The organism is Bartonella sp. SL320 (assembly GCF_059687635.1).
In genome coordinates this window covers 1,632,121-1,657,641 of the sequence record NZ_CM185143.1, presented here as the reverse complement: position 1 = coordinate 1,657,641, position 25,521 = coordinate 1,632,121, and the positions used below count along the sequence as shown (strand labels likewise).

Sequence of the window (25,521 nt, the reverse complement as noted above, 5' to 3'; positions counted from 1 at the left end):
AAAGAATATATTTTGAAAAGGTTCATGTTTGTGGAAGCTCTGTCAAGTTTATAATGTGAAAGAAAAATAAATTTATGGAAGGTTAAGGGTTTTTAAAGAAATTAAAATTATAAATTGAGGAAATATACAAAGGAACTTTTGTTCTGTGGGGAAATTGTAAAAGCCTAAATTTATAATGTTTTACTTTCGAGAAGCGGCTTTAAATAGCGGGGATATACTCAGTCAGTTCATTGAACGTTTTAAAGCGATGCTTTATCCACCAATTTGTCCTGGATGTAAGCAAAATGTTTCTACTTATGGGACCATTTGTCCGGAATGTTGGAAAGACCTTCAATTTATCACGAAACCTTATTGTCCTGTGATGGGGATTCCTTTTGTTTGTGATATGGGAGATGGTTTTCTTAGTGGTGAAGCGCTTCGTAATTCTTACCCTTTTTCACGTGTTCGCTCAGTTATTGTTCATGAAGGGCTTGCACAAACTTTAGTAACGCGCTTAAAATATGGTGATCATATAGAATTGGCACCCTTTATGGCCAATTGGATGATGTTTGCTGGACGTGAGGTTATTGATGAGTGTGATGTTATTATTCCTATTCCATTGCATTTTCGTCGTTTTTGGGAGAGACGTTATAATCAATCTGCTGAGCTTGCACGTTATATTGCAGCATCAAAAAAAAAGGTTTTAAAACCGGGTTGGCTTGTTCGTTGTCGGCACACGCGTCCGCAGGTTAGTCTTTCTTCAAAAGAGAGAAAACTTAATGTAAAAAATGCTTTTAAGGTTTCAGATAAGGTTAAAAAATATCTCAAAGGGCGCTCTATTTTACTGATTGATGATGTTTTTACAACGGGAGCAACGGTTACGGCAGCAGCTGCTGCATTAAAATATGCGGGTGCACGACAGGTTGATGTGCTAACATTTTCGCGTGTCCTTAAAGAAGATTCTATTTTTCCCTCTTCTTAAAGGGAACTAAAAGTGAATATTATTAAAAAAATATTGGAGGATAATACTTATGAAAGAGATAATCATTTATACACGTCCTAACTGTCCTTATTGCATAAAAGCACGTGATTTACTTGATAAAAAAGGTGTAAAATATACAGATATTGATGCTTCCACATCTCTTCGTCAAGAAATGGTACAGCGCGCAAATGGACGCAATACATTTCCACAAATTTTTATAGGTGATTATCACGTTGGTGGTTGTGATGACCTTTATGCTTTAGAAGCTGAGGGAAAGCTCAATTCTTTATTGCAAGGCATATAATCGTTGTAAATGATATCTCCTTAAGATTATGGCATATCCTTAAGGCCGTTTTGCGAGAAGGAGATAGTTAACATCCATGTCTTTTGAGCGATTCCAGCTGTCATTGAATGGATTATAAGTAATCCCTATCTCATCAATGACAGTCAGAGCATTTTTTGATAAGAAATTTTTAAGCTCTTGGGGTTTTAGAAATTTTTTATAATCATGGGTTCCTTTAGGCAGCCAACGGAGGATATATTCAGCGCCTATAATAGCGAGCCCCCATGCTTTCCACGTGCGGTTGAGTGTTGCGACAAACATCAACCCTTGTGGTTTTAGCATTTTTGCTGTCGCTTTTATGAAGAGATCAACGTCAGCGACATGTTCAACAACTTCCATATTAAGGATAATATCAAATTTTTCTCCTTCATTAGCGAGCGCTTCTGCTGTTGTCGTGCGATAGTCAATTGAAAGATCATTTTGAGCGGCATGGATTTTTGCGACTTCAATATTCGTTTGTGCAGCATCAACGCCTACGACCATAGCGCCAAGACGTGCCATGGGTTCACATAACAAGCCTCCTCCACAGCCAATATCAAGAATTTTCAAATGATTAAAGGGCGTCAGTGAAATAGGGTCACGATTAAACTCTAAACAGATTTTTTCTCTGATGTAAGCAAGGCGTGTTGGATTAAATTGATGAAGAGGCCGAAATTTCCCTTGTGGATTCCACCATTCTGTAGCAATCCGTGAAAAGTGATCAATTTCACTTTGATCAATTGTGGTTGGAGTTTCCTCTATCATGTTGCCTTCCTTTTATTTTTAACAATTAAGTCACGGAGACTTTATACCAAGTCAAGAGCAATTAATATAATCATAATGCAACTTGCACAAATGATCGATATTCGCTATGTCGAGAAAATGGTTAGTTAATAGAGCATCTTATTCTCATTATCGTGCGAGATAAAAGATGTAAGGTTAAGAGTGTTGTTAATGGCGCGCATTGTCATGAAGTTTGGTGGAACGTCTGTCGCAAACATTGAATGTATTCATAATGTTGCACGGCATGTCAAAAGGGAAGTGGATGCAGGCAATGAGGTTGCTGTTGTCGTATCTGCGATGGCGGGTAAAACCAATGAGCTTGTCCAGTGGACATGTGATGCTTCCCCCATACATAAAGATGCGCGTGAATATGATGTTGTGGTTGCTGCTGGTGAACAGGTTACTTCAGGTTTGCTGGCTTTGACGCTTCAAGCAATGGGTGTGAATGCACGTTCATGGCTTGGTTGGCAGATTCCTATTCATACAGACAATGCGCATGGTCGGGCACGGATTACTGATATTGATGGCTCTTTTTTAATAGAGCGTTTTCAGGAAGGGCAGGTTGCCGTTATTGCTGGTTTTCAGGGGGTAACCCCGGATAATCGGATTTCTACTTTAGGGCGTGGAGGATCAGATACAAGTGCTGTTGCTATAGCGGCGGCTGTACAAGCTGATCGATGTGATATTTATACAGATGTGGATGGTGTTTATACAACGGATCCACGTATAGAACCGAAAGCGCGTCGGCTACCAAAAGTAGCTTTTGAAGAAATGTTGGAAATGGCGTCTTTAGGGGCGAAAGTTTTACAGGTCCGTTCTGTTGAATTGGCCATGGTTCATAAGGTTCGTACCTTTGTGCGTTCAAGTTTTGAGGATCCTGATGCATTAGGCATGGAGGATCCAGAGAGTTCTTCTGGAACACTTATTTGCGATGAGGATGAAATCGTGGAACAACAAAATGTTACTGGTATTGCGTTTGCTAAGGATGAAGCGCAAATTTCGCTGCGTCGGCTTGCTGATCGTCCAGGAATTTCAGCAGCAATTTTTGGTCCTTTGGCTGAAGAGTGTATTAATGTTGATATGATTGTGCAAAATATTTCTGAAGATGGCTCAAAAACTGATATGACTTTTACTGTACCATCAGCAGATGTAGAAAAAGCCGTTGCACTTCTTGAGAAAAATCGCAAAGAAATTGGATTTGATGTTCTCCAATTTGAAAGTGATCTTGCTAAAATTTCTGTGATTGGTATTGGAATGCGCAGCCATGCAGGTGTTGCGGCTACAGCATTTAGGGCTTTGGCTGAGAAGGGTATTAATATTCAAGCAATCACGACTTCCGAGATTAAGATTTCTGTTTTGATTGATAGTGCTTACACTGAACTTGCGGTAAGAACATTACATGCTGTTTATGGACTGGATAAGAGTTAAGTATTTTAAAACGCTTAATACCGTGAAATTCTTTCATTGAAGATTTTTTTATGATGAAGCAAAAAACTGTTTGCTTGCGCATTATAAACAAGATTGGCATAGGAATAAAAACCATTTAAGAGATAACATACAATACTTCTTATAAATTATTGAGATATAAGATAAAATAAAAGAAGAATTATTTGTAAATTAAGTATTTTTCAGAGAAGAAAAATGCACCATGTGTATGTTTATAAAAGGGGGGATTTACACTTCAGAATCAATATTATAGAGCTTACAGAGTTTTTTAATTGCTTCAAAATTAAAAATGTTATCCTAGCAGTCAATCAGTTATAAAAAATTTCAAGCTCTTGTGCTGAAGAGGAGAATGCTCTTGATATCATGCCTCTGATAGTAAGAGATAAAACGCTTTATCTTTAAACAAAGAAGATTTTAAATGTAAAATGACGTAAATTATAGATGAAAGAGTATGTATCTTGATAAAGATATTTATAATTCCATGTGGTCTTTGAAGCCATATTCTGGTTCTTTTGTTGCTCTATGTGGATTTGATGGGAGTGGAAAGACCACTCAAGCACAAGGAATTTCTCGCCATTACTCACAAGAAAAACATATAATACAAACTTTTCAACCCAGTCACTGGTATAGAAATAATCAAGAGGTGAGAGGTTATTTAGAGAGTGGAAAACCAATTGATTCATTGCTTTTAGCACTTTTCGCGGCAACAGATAGACGAAAGCATACGCTTGAAATTATAGAACCTTCTTTAACTTCATCGCAAAATTTATTAATCAGCGATCGATATGTTTATTCTAATCTTGCTTATTTCTACGCTAGAGGACTTTCTCTTGAAAGTGTGATTAAATTAAATCAATCTATTCCAAGACCTCATATCACATTTTATCTTCATTTACCGTCTGCTGCTATTATCGAACGATTGCAAAAAAGGGATGGTTTAGCCTTAAAATACGAAGAAAAACGCTCATTTATTGAAAAAGTTTCTGAAGTATATCAGCTTTTATCAGAAATAGACGAACGATTTATCGTTATTGATAGAACTGCTTCTATTTCTTTAATTCATAAGCAAATACGACACCATATAGACAAGGCTTGTTTTGACGATAAATAAAATATACCCATTGATGAATATCATTTTAAAAATTTATCTATACTCCTTTATGAGCTAGTTTAGATTTTACACCTGGAGCTTTAAAAGGTCTGTTTACGATAATTTAAGCGTTTTGAAAAAATATTATATATCTTAATATTTTTATGAGATGACAGGTAATCATTAAACAGCAACACACTTTTTTGAAAAATTCAAAGGAGGGAAATTATTCAAAAAGCTTATCAATTTCTGCTCTGATCATGATATTTTCATTCTTTGAGATACTCATATGGCGATATAAGAACGCGCTGTAGAGACAAGCACAAATATATTGGAGTATAGAGAATAAGATAAGGACAGAAGCGATAATAACAGAAACTACTTTTTTAAAGTTTAATATTCCGATCTCTAACAAATAAAACAACCAGAGACAATTCTGAATATTTTTATGAGGATCTTCAAATTATTGTTCATTTGATCAATAAGAATATAAGATAAAGATACTCTAGCAAGCAACTACACCCATTTCTAGGATTGTAGGCAAAACCTTGATTATGTTAAAAGGTCACTCCAACAAAGCAGATGATTGTTTTAAAGAAACATCTCTCAACGTATCCAAACTTATTTCGCGTTGGTTACCGGTAAATAGAATAGCATAATAATAAAGTCATTAAACATAAATACCTTTACGCTTGTGAAGAAACAGGCCAGCACCACCAAATTATTTTTCAGCTCTGGAATGTTGCAAGCCCTTAGCACTTAAGATTCTTCATAAGAGGCGTTTTTAGTTCTGACTTTAACAGCTCTCCCCACACAGCTGCCCCAATTTTGATGGGAAAGCTAATGGTTTTGATTGATTCAATATAAACAGATATGATATTCGGGTCTCTCATTCAATATGAGGAACGATAAATTATTATTATAAATCAATGTATTATTGATCATTATGAAAGTTTTTTATTGCGTTTAATATAAATAAATCCATATCCCAGCCCCATAAGAGCAGATAAACCAGAGCCACAAAGAACCCCAATTTTTGCTGCATCGAGCAGGATAATATCTTTAAAGGCAAGCATTGAAACAAAGATAGACATTGTAAAGCCAATTCCAGCTAAGAATCCAATAAGTAAAATGCCTGTCCATGTCATCTGAGGAGGAAGGCGGCATAGTCCTGATTTTACGGCGAGATAACTGGCAGTGATAATGCCAAGGGGTTTACCAACGAAAAGACCAATGACAACACCAAGAACAATTAAGAATGATTTGTCAGAAGAAAGGTCAAAGTTTGCAAAACTTACACCTGCATTTGCGAAGGCAAAAATCGGCATGATACCGTACGCAACCCATGGGTGTAATATTTTTTGAACACGTGTTACTGGAGCAATCATAGCACGCTGTCCTTTGCGCATTTTTTTCAATGCCGTTGAAATATGATGGAGATCTGTTTTTGTGTTTTTTTCTTGAAGGATTTGCATAGCATTGCTGAGCATGGTGAGCGGTGCAACAAGCGTGCGGGTAGGATAAACAGGGGTCATCATACCTAAGATGACACCAGCAAGTGATGGATGAACGCCTGTTACCATTAAACCCCACCAGATGATTGCACCAGGTAAAGTGTAAAGCCACGCTGAGGCAAGCCCAATCCATTGAAAAAAGAGGACCAGAGCAATACCTGCTCCTGCAATCATTAACCCACTAGGATCAATGTTTGTTGAGTAGAAAAAAGCAATAATGAGAACAGCGATAATATCATCAATAATCGCTAATGATAGAAGAATGATATGCAGATTAGAAGGAATTTTTTTTCCAAGAAGAGCCAGAATACCAAGAGCGAAAGCAATATCTGTTGCTGTTGGTACAGCCCAACCGTGGATATGTCCACCATTAGAGTTGAAGATGAAATAAATGATTGCAGGGACACAAACACCACCTATTGCAGCAACAATCGGTAAAATTGCTTGTTTAAAATCAGCAAGAGCACCTTCATGAATTTCGCGTCGAATTTCCATGCCTGCGACAAGAAAAAAAATAGTCATAAGGGCATCATTAACCCAGAAATGTAAATCCCATGAAAGAGTGAAATGCCCCAAATTAAAGCCAAGAGGTGTATGCCAAAAAGATTCATAGAGATCAGCATATTGAGAATTGGCAAAAATGAGTGCAGAAGCAGCAGCGAGTAAAAGAACAATACCACTCAAAGCTTCAATATGGAGAAAACGCTCGATAGCGGAAAGCGCCTGATTGGTAACACGAGAAGCGCGATTAGGCAGACGATTTGAAGATAAATCAGACATGAACAACTCCAACTATCGGCAAATTTATGATTCTATATTTTCTATGTAAATGACTCTATTCTGATACTTTCTGTATCATATAAAAGCAAAAAGAGGAATAAGGTTCTAAAGTTTATAGACAAGATCATCATATTGAAAGCGCAATATGTTCAATGATGTTTAAGGAGATTTTTCGTTTTTAATAGCGAGATCTACTTTGCTCAACACTTTAGATAGATCATTTTGTAGAGCAGATTCAAGATCAACCATTGTGAGCCCTTTATTATCTTTTGCTTTAATTTTAACGATCAATGTTTGCGGTTTTTTAGCAAATTCACCTAAAGATTTTGAAATTTTTTCTGCTTCGTCATGATTTTTTAGCAATATTTTTGGAGTTTGCGTCATCATTAAATAGAAATCGTCATAGAGTTCCTTTTTAAGATCATGTTGGCTATCGTTAAGGTTTTTCGCGAGATAAGAAAATAGCTTATCAATAAAACCAGCATCCCTATATTGTATATCAATTTCATTGATGCCAAGGTCTTGAGACGCAGCCATCATGATGTTTTGTTGACCAGAAAAAAGTTTTTCATCAACATCAATAATTTTAGCCGATATATTCCCAGAGCCAACGTCTTTCATATTGAAAGACATTGCATCAAGAAAGAGCATACGTTTTTTTTCGTCGTAAAAAATATCAAGTTTTCCTGAGATGTCAAAGCGCTCAAAATTCAGATTTTTGAAGAACTCTAAGTCTTTTTCATTCATTTTTTTAGGTAGAACGGAAAGGTTATTGAGAGAAAGAAAAAGCTTTTTGGGGATAGGATGTTTCCATAAGCTTGGTTTAAAGTGGAATGATTCGAGAGTTGCTTTCAATGATGGGATATCAACGGTGACATTATCAACTTTGGCATCTGCTGAGGTAATGGCGAGCAGTATGTTTAGAAGAAGACCATTTTGTGCTGCTTTTTCTGCAATTTTATTATTCTCTTTTCTTGCATTAAGATAAGCTTTGACTAATTTTTCAGGGGCTTGTTCAAGCGGTTTCATCTTTAGACCAGATGTTTTAAATTGGCCGAGGGAGAAAGTGCTATTTTTTTCTGCTTCTTCAAAAATATCGATACTGATATTGCTCATAGAAATAGGGCCAGTGACGGTTTTTCCTTTATTGAGAACGTCATTTTTTCCGAAAATGATAGAATAGGCATAATTGATGTCGATGTCTTGGGCTTTTATTGTATCGCTTTTAGCCATCAGCTGCATCTGTTTATTATCATTGACTGCAACCGTTTTAAGATCCATATTTTTGAGGCTAACGGAACGGATATGGCCGCCTTTAAAATCAGAAAGCTGAAAATTCTTAAATTCAATCGTTTCTGTGCGCTTTTTTCCATTTTCTATAGAAAGTTGTATATTGGGTGCAGTAATTGAAGCAAGACTAATACGCATCACTGATTGTAAAAGATGTGATGTGATTGTTCTATCTTTTTCTTTTATGGATACACTTTTAAGAGAAATTTGCGGAATTTTTATATGAATATTATTATACTTTAAATCAACATTATAAAATGTAAAAGTTCCAGGAATAAAAGAAAGAGGAGGACGGGCAGAAATGGCACCAATTTTCAGTGATATACCGGCCGGAACGGGGAGTATAACATTTTTCAAATTGACTTTACCCAGAATGCTGACTTCAGATGTTTCTGCTTTTATGGCACGACGGGCTATCTCTTTTTTTACAAAACTATCAAGATAGGGTTTTGCAATATAAAATCCACCAACAACTATAATTGCCAAGATAGCAAAAAATCCAATAATGCAAGTGAGCCAATATTTTAGGTAATTTTGATACCCACTATTAAGATTGACCATTCTTTCTTCTTTCATTTTTATCACTCTTTAAAATGAGAGTGAAGATAAACTCTTTTAAGCAACGACAAAGGTTAAAATATAGCGTGTACCAGTTTCAACAGTCATCTATTCTCTATATTAGAGTTATTCTCATCTTTTTTGCAATATCACTTTGTCAACTTTTATCGATTTTCTTTGGATTTGGAACGTTATAGAAAAGCATGCATAATTTAAGGAGAGGTAAGTTTATGCACATCATATTTTTTATCACTTTAAATTATTCTAAAATATCCCTATGTCTGCTTTTATCTTGCTGCTGTTTATAGGAACATTTAAAACATAAAAGATATGTTTTTGTTCATGATAATTTAATGGGGAGAGCTAAATGTTATGACAGAAAATCAAATAATGGCCTTTTTGATTATTGGTCTCATGATGGTTGTTTTTATTTGGGATCGATTTCGGTATGATCTTGTCGCTATTTGTACATTATTAATAGCGTGTGCTCTTGGTCTTGTCAGTCCGAAGGAAGCTTTTAGCGGTTTTAGTAATGATATTGTTATTATTGTGGGGAGTGTGTTTGTTGTCAGTACAGCTGTATCACGCTCTGGTATCATGGAGTTTATTATTCAACGCATATGGCCAGATGTGAAATCGGTGCGTCTTCAATTAGCTTTTTTGGTTCTTTCTGTTGTTCTTTTATCAATGTTTGTTAAAAATATTGGTGCTTTAGCGATTATGCTTCCGATCGCTTTTCAGTTTGCGCGTCGTTCTCAGGTTTCTCCTTCTGTCTTTTTGATGCCGATGGCTTTTGGTTCTTTGTTAGGGGGGCTCATGACACAGATAGGAACATCTCCCAATGTTGTTATCTCAGCGATGCAAGAACGTTTAGCAGGAACACCTTTTACGATGTTTGATTTTACACCAGTTGGTGCGGTTATTGCGACGGTTGGTGTCCTATATTTGGTCTGCTTTTATTGGCTTTTGCCTGTGCGTGTTCGTTCAGGGGGATCATTTGATGATGCCATTGATATTCGTAATTATGTTGCTGAAGTGCATATTCCAATAAATTCACCGATTGTGGGGAAAAGTATTGTTGATTTAGTTAAGCCATCAAGTGGTGATGTCATGGTGATTCAAATCATTAGAAACAAAGTATCGATTTCACCATTGCCAGATTTTGTTTTGTCTGAAAACGATATTGTTTTGCTGGAAGGATCGCACACAGGAATAGATAGTGTGATGAACTCTGCGCGTTTAGAGTTTTCTAAGGAGCAAACTCTTTCTACACGTGATAAAGACAGTGACATTGATATTATTGAAGCAGTTATCACGCATAACTCGCCTCTTATTGGCATTAGTGCGAAAGAGTTTTCTCTATTTGATCACTATAATGTCAATTTGCTTGCGTTAAGTCGTCAACATGAAAGGGTACGAGGAAGACTTGATGATATTATTTTCCATCTTGGGGATGTGATTGTTTTGCGAGGACAAGATGCGATTATTCCAAATTTATTAAGGGAGTTGAAATGTTTACCCCTAGCAAAACGCAATATTGTATTTGGAAATTTACGATATGGCCTTATATCTTTAGCGATTTTATTTGTCGCCATTATTTTTACAGCTTTTCATATTGTTCCAGTTGCTTTTTCTTTTTTTCTGCTGCCGCTGCAATGGTTATCTTTCGCGTTTTACCCGCGCGTGATCTGTATCAGGCATTAGATGGTCCAATATTAGTCCTATTAGCAGCTCTTATTCCGGTGAGTGAAGCGTTAGAAAAAACGGGATGTACGGATCTTATTGGTCAATGGTTGAGCCAACTGGCAATATTTTTCCCACCTTCTGGTGCTTTAGCACTGATGTTGGTAACAGCTATGTTGGTCACGCCATTTTTGAATAATGCAGCAACGGTTATGATGGTTGCTCCCATCGCATCAAGTTTTGCGCATTCCCTTCATTATAAGCCTGAAGCTTTTTTGATGGCGGTTGCTATTGGTGCGGGTTGTGAGTTTCTTACACCTATTGGACATCAAAGTAATATGCTCGTGATGGCGCCAGGAGGATATCGTTTTAGTGATTATCCACGTCTGGGGGCTCCATTAGCGGTGTTGATCATTATTGTTGCTGTTCCTATGCTTATGTGGGTTTGGCCATTACAATAAGATACTTTTCAAAAGCCTTGAGTATTAATTACGGAAGGATTTTAATCGTATGAAGGTTAAGTTGAAGGGATATCTTTTGTGTAAAAAAATCTTTGAAGTTTGGGGAACGTGTTTTTAATAACGCTCCAGTATTTTTTCAGCTAGGTGACAATTTTTTATTTGGTTTTTGTCAGAGCGCTTTGGCTATCATTTTTGGTAAAGATTGTGCATGTTTAATACAACTTTAAAACCAAAGATAAGATATCAGTTTTTTTAAGGACTTTAAAAAATTATCTTTGGTATACATTGAATTAGGAAAGAATGGATAACATTATCAAAACGCATGTGAGAATATTAAGTCCGTGATCTTTCTTTATAAGACTCAAGAGATGTAAAAGCAGGAGTATGAACCAAAAGGGCTTTTACATCGTTTTTAATTAAGAGAGTTGCAAAAATATAATTGATTTTGTTACATGCTGATTTGAAATAAATAAATTGAACAATTTAGAGATTTTTCGTTAATTTAGGACTACCATCTTTGTCCCTTTATGCGTAAAAGTGTAGAAAGTAAATTTTTTTACAAGGTATATTATATGTCGTATGATAGTTTTATTGCTGAAGTTAATGCAGAGTTTCGTCAGGAAAAGGCGCTTGCTTTTTGGAGACGTTATGGTTTTTCAATTATTGGGGCGGTTATTCTTTTCATATTGATGATAGTTATTTATCAAATTTATCATCATATGCAAATAAAGAAAGCCAGCTATGTTGGTGATGCATTTGTCAAAAGTCTTAATTTTGCGGATACACGTGATTTTGATAAGGCGATAAAGCAATTACAGAATGTTAAAGACTCTAATTTCGGGGGGTATCCTTTTCTTGCCCGTTTGCGTGAGGCTTCTTTACGCATGAAGCAAGGTGATCTTATCAAGTCAGTGGAGATCTTTGATTCTGTTGCAGCGGATGAGAAAGCACCACAGATTTTGCGGAAAGTAGCAAAAATTCGAGCAGCCTATATTTTAGTTGATACAGGGACCTTGGATGATGTCAAAAAGCGTGTCAAAGATATGGCAGATGATATTGATCCTATGCGTCTGTCTGCACGAGAGGCTTTAGGCTTAGCTGCTTATAAAGCAGGAGAGATTGATGAGGCCGTTGATTATTTTCAGAAAATTTCTGCAGATAGTGCGTTGGGATCAAAAATAACAGATAGGGCTCGAATGATGCTTGAGCTTATGCAAGCTGAGGGCAAGACAAATAAGGAATAAATCGATGAGCCTTACCATTGCTATCGTTGGTCGTCCCAATGTTGGGAAGTCAACACTTTTTAATCGTTTGGTTGGGCAAAAATTGGCTTTGGTTGATGATAAGCCGGGTGTAACACGTGATCGGCGCATTCATGCGGCAAAACTTCAAGATCTACGTTTTGATGTGATTGATACAGCTGGGTTGGAAGAAGCTGGAGATCATACACTTGAGGGGCGTATGCGTTCTCAGACAAAAGCTGCGATTGATGAAGCAGATCTTGTTTTGTTTTTATTTGATGCAAAGAGCGGAATAACACCGAGTGATTTAAATTTTGCTTCATTAGTTCGCAAATCAGGAAAACCGATTGTTCTCGTTGCCAATAAGTCTGAGTCAAAAGCGGCAACAGGGGGAGAGTATGAGGCGTGGTCATTGGGTTTGGGAGAGCCCTGCCCAATATCGGCTGAACATGGTTTGGGACTGAGTGATCTTCGTGATGCCATTATAAATGCCGTTGGGTTAGAGCGTGCTTTTGACAACAGCAAAGAAGAAGATATAACGATACAGCCAGTGTCTAGAGGTGATGATATCAATTCTTCGGAAGAAGAGGGGCTTATTTACGATGAAAGTAAGCCTATTCGGATTGCCATTGCGGGGCGGCCCAATACAGGGAAATCTACCCTTATTAATAGTATGTTGAAGCAAGATCGGTTATTAACAGGACCAGAAGCAGGGTTAACACGCGATTCTATTTCTGTCGATTGGGAATGGCGTGGTCGTCATATTAAACTTTTTGATACTGCGGGTTTGCGTCGAAAATCAAAAATTCAAGAAAAATTAGAAAAACTATCTGTTTCTGATACTTTACGTGCTATTCGTTTTGCAGAAGTGGTGGTCATTGTTTTTGATGCAACAATACCTTTTGAAAAGCAGGATTTACAAATTGTTGATCTTGTGATTCGTGAAGGGCGTGTTCCAGTTATTGCTTTCAATAAGTGGGATCTTATTGAAAATAGTCAGGCCACATTAATTGATTTGCATGAAAAGTGCGCACGATTTCTTCCTCAAGTTCGCGGTTTAAGGGCTATTCCTTTATCGGGACAATATGGTCAAGGAATTGATAAACTCATGGAAAATATCATGATGATGCACCGCGTGTGGAATCGTCGCATTTCCACGGCTAAATTGAATCAATGGCTTGAAACTGTTGTAACACATCATCCACCACCTGCAATTTCGGGGCGTCGACTTAAGGTTAAGTATATTACACAGGTGAAAACACGTCCTCCTGGCTTTATGATTTCTTGCTCGCGCCCCAAAGTCATGCCCCAATCGTATTTGCGTTATCTTGTCAATGGATTACGTGAAGCGTTTGATATGTTTGGTATTCCAGTTCGCCTATCATTACGAGCTTCTGATAATCCTTTTGCGACACGTTCTAAAAGGAAATGAGATCTCTTTGATTTTAAAGTGAATGAAATTTATCGAACTTTAAAAACAAGCTTTTCCGTTAGTTATAGTGTTCTAACTATAGAAAATAAATTGATAACCTCAACAAACGATAATCATCATTTATCATGAGCGTTCTAGAGCTTTCTCATTTTAATTTCTCTTGATAAAGATTTTTTTCTTGCATGCGATAGAAGAATGGAATCGAGAGTATTTCAGAAAGAGCATACAATCCTTTTTAAGGGATTATTTAAATGCAAAAACAGAAGCGCTATGAGGAGAGGGGAATATAATGAGGATGCTCCGTTCGAAAAGAAACTTGAAATTATCTTTTAATTTTCAATATTTTTTCAAAACGAGATCTATTACAACATTGGCAGTTAGCAAAGTGTTTGATGGTGCTGATTTGGCACTTCATAAGTTATGAGAATAATCCTATGAGCTTTATATTATTATGGAGGCTTTTACCCATTTACGGATGTTATCATGAAACTAGTTTGGGAATTTTAAGAAGTATCTTTTAGAAAAACACGTGAATTTAAAAAATGTGTTACTTATGCGATAAAATTTATACGATAAATTGTGATAGATTTCTTTTAATATCTTGACGAATAAATTCGGGAACAATATGATGCACACGATTTTATGAGATGCATTTTTACTTTGCTTTTTGATTAGGGAGCCAATAATGGCTATGGGCGAAAAACCCGTCACAAGCCGCAGAGAGGCTGAAGAGGAAAAGCAAGGGGAGTGTTTCCATTCAGAGGATTTGGAATGTCGTAGTAAGAACTTAAGCGTAGCTTTAGTGCGCAAACAGGCATTAAAGAAGCGAGAACATAAGAATGAGCGGGGAAAGTCACAAGGAAGGATGGCAGATGCAATTAAGCTTTCCAGTGAGTTTCTGGCAAGTGTTATCGTTGGTGTTATTTTGGGGTTAGGGTTTGATAAGTTAGCAGGTTCATGGCCATGGGGATTGGTATTTTTCCTCTTTCTTGGCTTTGCTGCCGGTGTATTAAATATTCTTCGGTCTGTGGGGACTATTCCCTCCAGTCAATTAGGACAAAAAGGCGCGTTGCGCCAAAATGAACAAGATAAAGAGACCCATAAGAGGTCCGATAAATGAGGTTGAAGTGACAGCGCACGCTCCAGATCCTATTCATCAGTTTGAGGTTTCACGGCTGATTAATATTTCCATAGGGAATATAGATTTATCGTTTACAAATGTATCATTGTTTACTGTCATTACCGTTGTTGTAACTTCTATTTTTCTCTTCCTTTCATCCTCAAGTCGTGGATTGGTTCCAACGCGCATGCAATCTCTTTCAGAAATGGCTTATGAGTTTGTCGCATCGACTTTGCGAGAATCATCCGGCGCGCAGGGAATGCAGTTTTTCCCTTTAGTTTTTTCTCTGTTTACTTTTATTTTGGTGGCTAACTTTATTGGTCTTTTTCCTTATTTTTATACGGTAACCTCACAGATCATGATCACGTTTTCGTTAGCAATGGTGGTTATTTTGACGGTGATTGGTTATGGCTTTTATAAGCATGGGGTCAGTTTTTTAAAACTGTTTGTTCCCAGTGGGGTTCCTGTCGTTGTTTTGCCTCTCGTAACAATGATTGAGATTATTTCTTTTCTTTCTCGCCCCATCAGTCTTTCACTTCGTCTTTTTGCGAATATGCTTGCTGGTCATATTACGCTCAAAGTGTTTTCGGGGTTTGTTGTTTCAATGATTGGGGTGGGAATCGTAGGTGTTGGTGGTTCGGTTTTGCCTCTTATTATGACTGTAGCGATTACGGCTCTTGAGTTTTTGGTTGCATTTCTTCAGGCTTATGTTTTTACAGTTTTAACATGTATGTATCTTAATGATGCAATTCATCCAGGACATTAATAAAACTGGCGGGTTTCCGTCGGAGAGTACAATTTTGCTTTAAAGGAGAATAATATGGAAATGGTGCTTGCAGCAAAATATATTGGAGCTGGTCTTGCTTGCTTTGGTATGGCTGGAACAGCTTTAGGACTTGGTAATATTTTTGGGAGCTATCTTTCTGGTGCGTTACGTAACCCATCAGCAGCCGATAGTCAGTTTGGACGTCTCGTCTTTGGTTTTGCTGTGACAGAAGCTTTGGGTATTTTTTCATTGCTTATTGCTTTGTTACTTCTTTTTGGGGTTTGATCGTTATCAAAAGGGTATGTTTGTTCTCACTTTGAGGAAAGATTTACCCTTTTAGCTCTTAACCGGAAAAATGTGCGTTATCATCGGTTATAGAGGGTTAAGCTATTGAAGGGATGAAAGAAGATGTTTGTTTCCAGCGCTTATGCACAGAATACTGAAACGTCGGTAGAACATATCAAGCAAGTGGCAGAGCATGCAAATCGTGTGTTTCCACCTTTTGATTTTGTTCATTTTAGTTCGCATTTTTTCTGGTTGGCCATTTCTTTCGGACTTTTTTATCTGTTTATCTCTCGTGTGATTGCGCCACGTATTGGTGGTGTTATTGAAACACGTCGAGATCGAATTGCCTCTGATTTAGATCAGGCAATGCGCATGAAACAGGAAGCAGATACTGTTGTTGAAACTTATGAGCGTGAATTGGCACAAGCACGCCTGAAAGCTCACACGATAGCACAAGCGGCTGGTGAAGAATTAAAACAAAAGGCTGAGCTTGAACGGAAGGAAATTGAGGAGAGTTTAGAGAAAAAACTTGCAGATGCTGAAAAACAGATAGCAAAAATTCGGGATAAAGCAATGCAAAATGTTGGCTCTATCGCTGAAGAAGTCGCCCTTGAAATTGTGAAAAAATTGATTGATGTTGATATCAGCAAAGAGGCTGTTCGTTCAGTTGTTAAAGCTGCTGATTATTGAGGAAGACAAAGATGAGTGATACTTTTTGGGCTTTTGTTGGGTTAGTTCTTTTCTTAGCTCTTTTAGTCTATTTCCAAATTCCACAAAAAATTATACACCATCTTGATGCACGTGCGAAGCGTATCAAAGAGGAGCTTGATGAAGCTTTGCGTCTTCGCGAAGAGGCGCAGGAAATATTAGCTGAATATCAACGCAAACATGCAGAAGCAGAAAAAGATGCGCAAGAAATTATCGCAGCAGCAAGGCATGAAGTTGAATCTGTTATTGCTGAGGCTCGTAAAAAAGCAGAAGAATATGTAAAAAACCGCAATAAATTGGCAGAGCAAAAAATCGCTCAAGCAGAAGCCGATGCAGTACGCATGGTTTCTTCATCGGCTATCGATTTGGCAGTTTCTACGGCACGTATCCTTATGGCAAAGGAATTAGATGCTAACAGGACAGATGAACTCGTTAAAGAAGCTCTTTCAAAAGAAACATTAAGCAAAATGAAAACACATCTTAATTAATCGTATTTTAGAGATAAAAACTGTTTCTTTAGGTGCATATTTTTCAATGTTGAATATTTTATCTATTATGTTGTGATAGCTAGTCTTGAATGGGTTATGCATTGAATTCAGAGAGCTGTATTCTCTAGCTTAGATTCGTCTTTTGATTCTATTTATGAAGGTTATTGAGACGTGTCATTGTTTGTGTTTTTACGAAGCAATCAGCAAACATTATGATTATGTTATCAGTTAAGATATTATAATACATTGAAAAACTGCTTTTATGTTTAGCGGTTTTATGGAAAACACATCTCTTATTTTTCAAAAAATCTTTTTATCTGTTGTTAATCGCTCTTACGAAGATAATTATGATTCATGGTGGGAGAGTTTGAAGTAAGAAATCTTTATTCTATATTCTCATTGAATATAAAAAAGCGATAAGCTGATGATTATAAATTAATAAATTTGTTTTTCGATGATTGAATCAATCATTACAAAGTGTCATTTATACTTGGGATTCTACAATTTTTTAAAGTTATCTCAAAAATCACAGAGAAATGTTTTTAAGTGGAAGCACGCTTTTTATAAAAAACAGATACTTTAATATGCTATATATTGATTTATAATGATAACTTACTGCTGTTCAATTTGAATGAGAACTCTGAATACCGTAAGATTTTTTCCTTTTAAATCTGTACCATGTTGAATCGAGCAAAATTATTTTTTTTTACACGTTACAAGCGGGGAATGGTTCATGGGAAAAATTGTACAAGAAAGGATTATTTCTTATCAATCGTCTCAAGTGCTAAGAGTTGTCGGTATTGGGATTTGACAAAAGTATGTAACGGGGCTCGCACGCTTCTCTTATAAGCATAAAGATGGCGGGACTCAATGGACTTTATCATTATACATTAATGGATGTTATTGCGAAACGGGTCTAGGTGGCTGAAGAAATGTTTCTTAAAAAAAAGACTGTGAACGAGCATCCCAAAGGCATCTTATCTTACAAAATAAAGATATTTTACACATTTATGTGCTTGTTTTGAAGAGACAATTTTCAACACAGGTTCCTTCTTTATTTTACAACAACACCTATGAATGATTGCGTCCTTCTGTAGAGTGTATAAAATCTATGAGGCATCATCATTGTTTCATTTAAAAAAGTGCAAACTGATAGCATTTATATTATTTGGCTAATTCTTCTTATTTTGCAACAGTACTTGGCATAGCTCATGGGGAGAGCTTTAACTCCTTTTCAATATGTTGTGCGATGCAATAAGGCCGCTTATGGTGTGTTGTAAGAGAGCGGTTTTAATTGTTTCAATATAAGCAAGGTTTGAAATGAAAGAATCCCACGGTATCCAGTTATATTATTCAATATAAGATGATGATATACAATGATAATCAATGGATTAATAATATTTTAAAATTAAAGGACAAGTTTTGAGAAGTCTACAACCGCTTGTGTAATCGTGTGAGTACGTTTGAGAAGAGCAAGACGGTTAGCACGAATATCAGGATTTTTATCGTTCACCAATACCCTTTCAAAAAACATATCAATGACTTTTCCAAGTGGTACGAGCACACTGAGCGCGAGCGATAAATTTATTGCATTGATAGGATCAAGAATCTTTTTTTCGATTTCACAGATTGTATGATAGAGCTGCTTTTCTTCTTCCTCCACAAAGAGTTCAGGATTAATTTCATTTGCGATTGTTGTGCTTTTTTGAAATTCATTTTCAAGAATATTCGCAGTCCGTTTTACAGAGGCTACAAAGCTCATTCCGTCATTTGTATTGATAAAAGCAATCAGCGACTCGACACGGCGTGCAACCAATAAAAAATCATCAGAATCTTTATTTAAAACGGCTTCAAGGGTATCATAACGAGCCCCTTCCTCTTTTAGATAGATTTTCAGACGGTCATGAAAAAAGAATAACAGATCTGATAAAATATAGTCTGTTTTTTCAGGAAGCAGATTTTGCCATTGTGAATTTTCGCTTTGAGAGATCTCATATTTATTTTTTTGTTGTAAAAAAAGGTTCGCTGCAAACTGAAACAGTGGCATAAGATTGATTTGCCAGTCGCGTGAAAGGACAAGCCTAATAATTCCTAAGGCTGCTCGTCTTAACGCATAGGGATCCTTTGAGCCTGTTGGTTTTTCATTAATGAGCCAAAAGCCAACCAACATGTCAATTTTGTCGGCGAGCATAACCGTTATAGCAAGAGGTTCTTGCGGAAGACGATCTGTTGGTCCTTGAGGTTTATAATGCTCTTCAATGGCTTCAGCTATGCGAGGGTCTTCCCCTTGAAGAAGGGCATATTTTTTCCCCATTATCCCTTGTAGTTCAGGAAATTCTCCGACAATTTCTGTTTGTAAATCAGCTTTTGCAAGGATAGCTGCACGTTTCGCTAAAAGAGGCTCTGCTTGTATCAAAGGGGCAATTTTTTGTGTGAGTTTAGCAATCCGCTCTACTCTTGCACCTTGCGTCCCTAATTTGGCATGAAAAGTTACATGCAAATGATCAAGCCGCGCCATTCTTTGATCGAGAGGTTTCTTTATATCAAGATCAAATTTTTTTATAGAAGATTCTAAATGTTGAATATCGGGCAAATCACGCTGATCTGTTTGCCAAAAATAAAGTGCATCAGAAAGACGGGCACGGACAACCTTACTATTTCCTTTTGAAATTTCTTTGCCTTCATCATTTGCAAGAATATTAGAAACGAGAATAAAATGATGAGAAAGTTTTACTGTTTCTCCTTGTTTACGGGTGACAAAACATTTTTGATTGGCTCGAATGGTCAAGCGAATAATTTCTGGAGGAATATCAAGAAATGATTTGTCAAAGTCCCCCATAAGGATAACAGGCCATTCAACAAGACCAGCAACTTCTTCTAAGAGGGCATCGTCTTGAACCAGTTCTAAACCGTTTGCAAAGCAAAGATTTTGGGCATCCGCTAAAATAATATTTTTTCGTCTTTCGGCATCTAGGATGACTTTGTGGGTTTCAAGTTTCGTCACATAATCATCAAAGCGGCGTACTTGGAATGGCTCTCCGTCACTTAAGAAACGATGACCATAAGTAAGATTATTGCTTTTAAGAGAACCAATTGTAAATGGAATAATATGCGTTTCACCAATTTCTGGTCCGAAGAGGCAAAGAATATTTTGTAAAGGTCGAATCCACTTTAGAGCACCACTTTTTTCGGAATCTTTTCCCCAACGCATTGATTTTGGCCACGGAAAGTTGCGGATAATGTTCGGTAAAATATCAGCAATAATTTCTTCTGCTGCACGGCCTTTTTTTACAATTTTAGCAATATAAAAATCACCTTTTTTGTCATCATGTCCAATATGGGCTTCAGAAATATCGTTAAGCCCCGTTGCACGCAAGAAACCATCAATGGCTTGCTGTGGTGACTTTGTAGAGGGACCTTTGCGTTCCTCATGGATATCTTTTGAGCGTATAGAAAGTCCACGTATGTCCAATGTTAGTCGACGAGGTGTCCAATATTCACGAGCCGCTTTATAGGTCAACCCAGCATTCACAAGTTGGTCTGTAACAGCTTTTTTGAGATCAGCAGCAGCTTTTTGTTGCATACGTGCAGGGATTTCCTCACTGAAAAGTTCAAGAAGAAGATCAGACATTAGGCCTCTCCAGAGTATATTTGTCCAGCTTCTGTGAGTAAGAAGGCTTCCCCACAACGGCGCGCGAGATCACGAACGCGAAGAATGTAATTTTGTCGTTCGGTTACAGAAATAACGCCACGTGCTTGCAAAAGATTAAAGATATGACTCGCTTTAATACATTGATCATAGGCAGGAAAGACACAGCGATGGAAGGCATCTTCTTTATTGGGTTTTCCTGTATCAAGAAGTGCATTGCATTCGCGTTCAGCATCGATAAAATGCTGGTGGAGCAATTTTGTATCAGCAAATTCGAAGTTATAATATGAATATTCTTGTTCTGCCTGTAGAAAAATATCTCTATAACTTATTTTGTTTTCTCCCTCCAAACCATTAAAGTTCAGATCATAGACATTATCAACCCCTTGGATATACATCGCTAGACGCTCAAGACCGTATGTGAGTTCTCCTGAAACTGGGGCGCACTCAATGCCGCAAACTTGTTGAAAATAAGTAAATTGAGAGACCTCCATTCCATCGCACCAACATTCCCACCCTAACCCCCAAGCGCCAAGGGTTGGACTTTCCCAATCATCTTCAACAAAGCGAATATCATGCAGCTTTGTATCAAGGCCGATAGCTTGTAGCGATTTGATATAAAGTTCTTGTAGATTGGGGAGAGGGTTTGAGAAGAACTTGGAATTGATAATAGTGCTGTAAACGATTTGGATTTTTACCATATCGGCCATCTGTTGGACGTCGAGAGGGTTGGACATAAGCGACTTTCCAAGGTCGTGGACCTAGAGAGCGTAGTGTGGTTGCTGGATGAAAAGTTCCAGCACCAACTTCCATATCGTAAGGCTGCAAAATCGCACATCCATAGTGGGCCCAATAATTTTGCAAAGTTAAGATTAGTCCCTGAAAAGAACGTTTGGGGTCAAGATGCTCAGGCAGTTTCACGCTTTATACTCTTTAAATATTGAACGATATAGATAGCGAGTAAAGAAACTTTAGTCTCTTTGTTTATTATTTTATGTGGTTTACGGGTAAGTATTATTTATTGCAAACCAAATTTCAATTTTTTTTGAATTTGTTTAGCATTTTCTGGTTTTCCATCAATTGCGTGGTTCCATTGAAATATGGCTTCCCGTTTACGTCCAACTTTCCAATAGGCATCTCCTAAATGATCATTCAATGTTGGGTCTTCAGGTTGAAGTCTGACAGCCTTTTCCAATATTTGCACTGCTTTATTATAGTCTTTTAATTTATAATAAGCCCATCCTAAAGAATCGAGGATATGACTATTATGAGCTTGCAAAGAAGAAGCTTTTTGCAGCATGTGGAGCGATTCTTCAAGCTTCTCACCTCTCTCCACCAGGGAATAGGCTAAATAATTAAGAACTTGTGGTTGGTTTGGAAAAAAATCAAGGGCTTTTCGCAAGTCAATTTCTGCTTTTGTCCACTGTTTTAGACGTTCAAAAGCAATACCACGTTGATAAAAAAGTTTCCAATCGTCTTGCTGAAAGTTTTTTATCTGGGCAATTGCATGGTCTAGAGTTTTCGTGGCTCCAAGAAAATTATTGTTTTGCATATAAAAAGCAACGAGTGTTATCAAAATGTTACGATCATTGGGAAACTTTTTATTTAACAATGTGAGTAATTTTATTGCTTCTTTATAATTGTTGTTACTGGCAAGAAGGAATGCAAGATGAAGTTGTCCATCTTTATAATAAGGAGATTTGGGAGATAAAGCGCGATAAAGCTTAATGGCTTGCTGAGCATCATCCAATTTAGCAGAAATTTGTGCGAGCTGAAAGAGTGTTGCATCATTTTGAGGGTATAAGGTGAAAGATAATTGTTTTAAAATACGTGCAATCCGTCCTGAGTTTTTGTAGTTGAGAGCTGTTCCAAAATTATACAATACCTCGGCTGCTCCTTGTTGAGGTGTTTTTATTAACCTTTCTAAAAAAACATTTTTTTCAATTTTTTCGCGCAAGCTTTTGAAGACTTCTCGAGCTGACAACATTTGTTCGCCATGCTGGATTGTTTGAAGAGCTTGGTTACGCATATTATGGCGCAATTGGAATGAGGCATAGGCTGTAATAATACGTTCATAGGTATTCGGAGCGATAAGAGTCCCCTGTTTGTTACTGAGTGCTTTAATGAAATATTTTTTTGCCTCCTGTGGCCGTTCTGCAAGATCGCTCATAAGTGCTAGATGATAGGATATAAAAAGCTCATACCAGACAGGGCCTTTAAGCTTCTTAAGAGTAGCGATTGCTTGAGATTTTTGTCCAGATCCAAATGTAATCCAAGCACTGATGAGTTCAGGTATTGGATTATTGGCTGTAGGAGGCTTTTTTAATTGCAGAAGAAGCTTGGCATTCTTATAGTCTTTTTTGATGAGGCTTTCTATTGACAATGTTAGGGAAACAAAGGGCGTTATAACGTCTTGTTCTTTGAGCTTGTGGGCTTGTTGTACGGCTTCTTTAAAGTCTCCCACCGAAAGCATAGCTTCAAGGAGCTCTTTTTGTGTTTCAATGTTATCAGGCTGATAGACGAGTGCTTGTTTAAAATAGTCGATGGCAAGATCTATTTTATTTTCATGATTTGCAACCCTTCCAGCGAGATAAGCCCCTGTAAAAGAACTTGTATGAATCGCGGTGCTTATTTTACTGTAGGTAGGGGATGGCATCAGCATGATACCCACGATAAAGAGGGTAAAAATTCGGACTACCGTTACAGAGCACATGGAGCTAATCCTTTTCAAGATAATCAATTGATTGTGTCGTTTATAGATCATATCTCATTACTTTGTTGAGAAATACTGCGATTCTTGCAAGAATCAGTTTACGCGCGCAATACAAAACTCAATAGTTTCAACCAGAGCATTGTAAGCAGGATTTCCATTCATAGGAATAAGAGCATCAATGGCATGTTTCCCATAGATACGTGCTTGTTCTATGGTATCTGCAATGCTATTATATTTCTCCATTAAGTTTTGTGCATGTGTAAAGGCTTCGTTACTATTATTGCCATCTTCAAGCGCTTGTTTCCAGAAAGCTTTTTCAGCCATATTTCCACGCTCATATGCGAGAATAACAGGCATCGTGATTTTCCCTTCTCTAAAATCATCGCCTATATTTTTTCCTAAATTTTGAGCACTGCCACTATAATCAAGGGCATCATCAATCAATTGGAAAGCTAAACCTAAAGATGTTCCATATTCACGTAATGCAGAACGTTCTTTGTTTCCATAACCAGCAATAATGGGGCCTACTTCAGCAGCCGCTGAAAAAAGTGCTGCGGTTTTTGCATTGATGATTTTAAGATAGTCGGTTGAGCTAGTTTTGATATTTTTTGCGGCAGAAAGTTGTAAAACTTCTCCTTCAGCAATAATTGCAGCAGCATTTGCTAGGACAGAAAGCGCTTCCATGGAACCGACATCAACCATCATTTTAAAAGCTTGTCCTAACAAGAAATCTCCAACAAGGACACTTGCTTGATTTCCCCAAATCATCCGTGCCGTAGATTTTCCACGTCGCAAATTACTTTCATCAACTACATCATCATGTAGCAATGTTGCTGTATGCATAAATTCAACAGCAGTTGCGAGTTTTATATGCCCATCACTTTGATAACCGAACATATGAGCAGAAGCGAGTGTAATCATTGGGCGTAATCGTTTTCCACCTGATGAAACAAGATGGTTAGAAATTTCAGGGATCATTTCAACGTCTGATTTTGCCATAGAGAGAATAAATTGATTGACGCGCTCCATATCTTGTTGCGTAAGATTAACAAGAGATTGCAGAGAAATTTGATCATTTCTTATTGGTTCTGGTTTGATAGCTACACTCAATATATTTACTCCTAGAGTATTGCAATGAACATATATAAAAATTATTTTATTGACTAGCATAAAGGGGGTTTTGTTTTGACTCAAGCTTTTGATCGCGCATTAGAGTGTAAGCTTCGAATAATATTGGCAAGAAATGTTTTTTTAGCCAGCGTAATATTATTGTTATGAAATGATAAAAAAATTAAAACAGCAGCTGGAGGATAAAAGTGCGGTTTATAAAGGTGAGCATTAGGCTTTTAAATGGACAAAATGGCGAATCAGAGTGGTGAAACAATAGACAGTTTTCATCGTGGGAAATTTTATTTGGTTCAACCCCATAAACAGGGGCATCGTTCTGGAATGGATGCGATGTTGTTAGCTAGTTTGGTTCCAAGTCATTTAAAGGGTAAGGTTGTTGATTTAGGGGCAGGTAGTGGAGCTGCAGGGTTGGCTGTTGCTTCGCGTTGTTTGAAAGTTCACGTTACCTTAGTTGAACGTTCCGCTTTTATGGTATCTTACGCTCAAAAAACGCTTATGCTCAAACAAAATAAAAAATTTTCTGACCGCGTTTGTTTGCTAGAAGCCGATGTTACCTTTAGAGGGAAGGACCGTATAAAAGCAGGTTTGATAGATAATAGTTTTGACTTTGCGATTATGAATCCACCTTTTAATAATCCTACTGATCGCAAAACACCTGATAAACAAAAATCTGAAGCACATGTGATGCCTGAAGCAATGTTTGATAACTGGTTACGCAGTGCAGCAGCTATTGTTAAACCAGGAGGATACTTAGGGCTCATCGCACGTCCACAATCACTGACAGATATTTTACGCGCTTTAGAAGGGCGCTTTGGGGGTATTTGTATTATTCCTGTGCATGCACGTGCAAAAACAGCAGCAATTCGCCTTTTATTTTATGCAAAACGAGGAAGCAGAGCAGCCTTATCTATTTTACCGGCATTGGTTATCCATGAAAATAATGACCATACGTTTTCGCCACAGATTGATGCGATTAATAACGGATATATAAGCTTGTGGGAACTTTTGTAATGGTCTCTTGTGTTTTTAAGTTTATTATTTAAAGTCTAAACTTTGTTATTAGGGAGGTTTAATTGGGTGAAATTATATTTTTGGTTGTCATG

General features: G+C 37.2%; 18 protein-coding genes and 2 pseudogenes. 13 read left to right on the top strand and 7 right to left on the bottom strand.

Annotated features, from left to right (window positions below):
• Positions 1-175 precede the first annotated feature (175 nt).
• The gene (locus AC6ER8_RS06805) at positions 176-961 is read left to right on the top strand and encodes a ComF family protein (RefSeq protein ID WP_497073832.1); all 786 of its coding nucleotides are present in this window, start codon (positions 176-178) and stop codon (positions 959-961) included.
• 49 nt (positions 962-1,010) lie between these two features.
• On the top strand, positions 1,011-1,265 hold the full coding sequence (gene grxC, locus AC6ER8_RS06800) for a glutaredoxin 3 (RefSeq protein WP_497077955.1): 255 nt from the start codon (positions 1,011-1,013) through the stop codon (positions 1,263-1,265).
• A 39-nt stretch (positions 1,266-1,304) separates the two neighbouring features.
• On the opposite strand, the gene ubiG is transcribed toward grxC, so the two are convergent.
• Entirely contained in the window at positions 1,305-2,048 is a 744-nt protein-coding gene (gene ubiG / locus AC6ER8_RS06795; RefSeq protein WP_497077954.1) for a bifunctional 2-polyprenyl-6-hydroxyphenol methylase/3-demethylubiquinol 3-O-methyltransferase UbiG, read from the bottom strand.
• A 189-nt stretch (positions 2,049-2,237) separates the two neighbouring features.
• On the opposite strand from ubiG, the gene AC6ER8_RS06790 reads away from it, so the two are divergent.
• Entirely contained in the window at positions 2,238-3,494 is a 1,257-nt protein-coding gene (locus tag AC6ER8_RS06790; protein ID WP_497077953.1) for an aspartate kinase, read from the top strand.
• 469 nt (positions 3,495-3,963) lie between these two features.
• Positions 3,964-4,623 carry a dTMP kinase gene (gene tmk / locus AC6ER8_RS06785; protein ID WP_497077952.1) on the top strand — a complete coding sequence of 220 codons (660 nt, stop codon included), beginning with the start codon at positions 3,964-3,966 and terminating at the stop codon, positions 4,621-4,623.
• A 923-nt stretch (positions 4,624-5,546) separates the two neighbouring features.
• Here the strand turns inward: tmk and nhaA are convergent.
• Complete coding sequence (gene nhaA, locus AC6ER8_RS06780) at positions 5,547-6,896, bottom strand: Na+/H+ antiporter NhaA (RefSeq protein WP_497077951.1); 1,350 nt, start codon at positions 6,894-6,896, stop codon at positions 5,547-5,549.
• Between the two features lie 159 nt (positions 6,897-7,055).
• On the bottom strand, positions 7,056-8,762 hold the full coding sequence (locus AC6ER8_RS06775) for an aq_1923 C-terminal domain (RefSeq protein WP_497077950.1): 1,707 nt from the start codon (positions 8,760-8,762) through the stop codon (positions 7,056-7,058).
• A gap of 354 nt (positions 8,763-9,116) precedes the next feature.
• Between AC6ER8_RS06775 and AC6ER8_RS06770 the strand changes: the two are divergent.
• The 8 genes and pseudogenes from AC6ER8_RS06770 to AC6ER8_RS06735 all read left to right on the top strand — a co-directional run bounded on the left by AC6ER8_RS06770 (position 9,117) and on the right by AC6ER8_RS06735 (position 16,928).
• Positions 9,117-10,888, top strand: a pseudogene (locus tag AC6ER8_RS06770) (SLC13 family permease).
• A 572-nt stretch (positions 10,889-11,460) separates the two neighbouring features.
• On the top strand, positions 11,461-12,132 hold the full coding sequence (locus AC6ER8_RS06765) for a DUF2659 family protein (protein ID WP_497077949.1): 672 nt from the start codon (positions 11,461-11,463) through the stop codon (positions 12,130-12,132).
• A gap of 4 nt (positions 12,133-12,136) precedes the next feature.
• Entirely contained in the window at positions 12,137-13,561 is a 1,425-nt protein-coding gene (der, locus tag AC6ER8_RS06760; RefSeq protein WP_497077948.1) for a ribosome biogenesis GTPase Der, read from the top strand.
• A 685-nt stretch (positions 13,562-14,246) separates the two neighbouring features.
• Entirely contained in the window at positions 14,247-14,681 is a 435-nt protein-coding gene (locus AC6ER8_RS06755; protein WP_497077947.1) for an AtpZ/AtpI family protein, read from the top strand.
• A 7-nt stretch (positions 14,682-14,688) separates the two neighbouring features.
• Positions 14,689-15,447, top strand: a complete 759-nt coding sequence (locus AC6ER8_RS06750; protein ID WP_497077946.1) for a F0F1 ATP synthase subunit A — start codon at positions 14,689-14,691, stop codon at positions 15,445-15,447.
• A 54-nt stretch (positions 15,448-15,501) separates the two neighbouring features.
• On the top strand, positions 15,502-15,732 hold the full coding sequence (locus AC6ER8_RS06745; RefSeq protein WP_005773968.1) for a F0F1 ATP synthase subunit C: 231 nt from the start codon (positions 15,502-15,504) through the stop codon (positions 15,730-15,732).
• A 123-nt stretch (positions 15,733-15,855) separates the two neighbouring features.
• Positions 15,856-16,422: a F0F1 ATP synthase subunit B gene (locus AC6ER8_RS06740; protein WP_497077945.1), complete on the top strand. Its 567-nt coding sequence runs from the start codon at positions 15,856-15,858 to the stop codon at positions 16,420-16,422.
• Between the two features lie 11 nt (positions 16,423-16,433).
• A complete protein-coding gene (locus AC6ER8_RS06735) occupies positions 16,434-16,928 on the top strand; it encodes a F0F1 ATP synthase subunit B (protein ID WP_497077944.1) in 495 nt (164 codons plus the stop codon).
• 1,408 nt (positions 16,929-18,336) lie between these two features.
• Here the strand turns inward: AC6ER8_RS06735 and glyS are convergent.
• From glyS to AC6ER8_RS06715, 4 genes and pseudogenes are all read right to left on the bottom strand, one after another.
• The gene (gene glyS / locus AC6ER8_RS06730) at positions 18,337-20,559 is read right to left on the bottom strand and encodes a glycine--tRNA ligase subunit beta (RefSeq protein WP_497077943.1); all 2,223 of its coding nucleotides are present in this window, start codon (positions 20,557-20,559) and stop codon (positions 18,337-18,339) included.
• A pseudogene (locus AC6ER8_RS06725) lies at positions 20,559-21,498 on the bottom strand (glycine--tRNA ligase subunit alpha). Before AC6ER8_RS06725 ends, glyS begins: the two are co-directional and overlap by 1 nt.
• Positions 21,499-21,595: 97 nt before the next feature.
• Positions 21,596-23,290 (bottom strand): tetratricopeptide repeat protein, encoded by a 1,695-nt coding sequence (locus tag AC6ER8_RS06720; RefSeq protein WP_497077942.1) that lies wholly within the window; start codon positions 23,288-23,290, stop codon positions 21,596-21,598.
• Positions 23,291-23,383: 93 nt separating this feature from the next.
• Positions 23,384-24,460 carry a polyprenyl synthetase family protein gene (locus AC6ER8_RS06715; RefSeq protein WP_497077941.1) on the bottom strand — a complete coding sequence of 359 codons (1,077 nt, stop codon included), beginning with the start codon at positions 24,458-24,460 and terminating at the stop codon, positions 23,384-23,386.
• A gap of 180 nt (positions 24,461-24,640) precedes the next feature.
• Here AC6ER8_RS06715 and AC6ER8_RS06710 point away from each other — a divergent pair, with 180 nt between their 5' ends.
• A complete protein-coding gene (locus AC6ER8_RS06710; RefSeq protein ID WP_497077940.1) occupies positions 24,641-25,429 on the top strand; it encodes a tRNA1(Val) (adenine(37)-N6)-methyltransferase in 789 nt (262 codons plus the stop codon).
• The last annotated feature ends 92 nt before the right edge of the window (positions 25,430-25,521 follow it).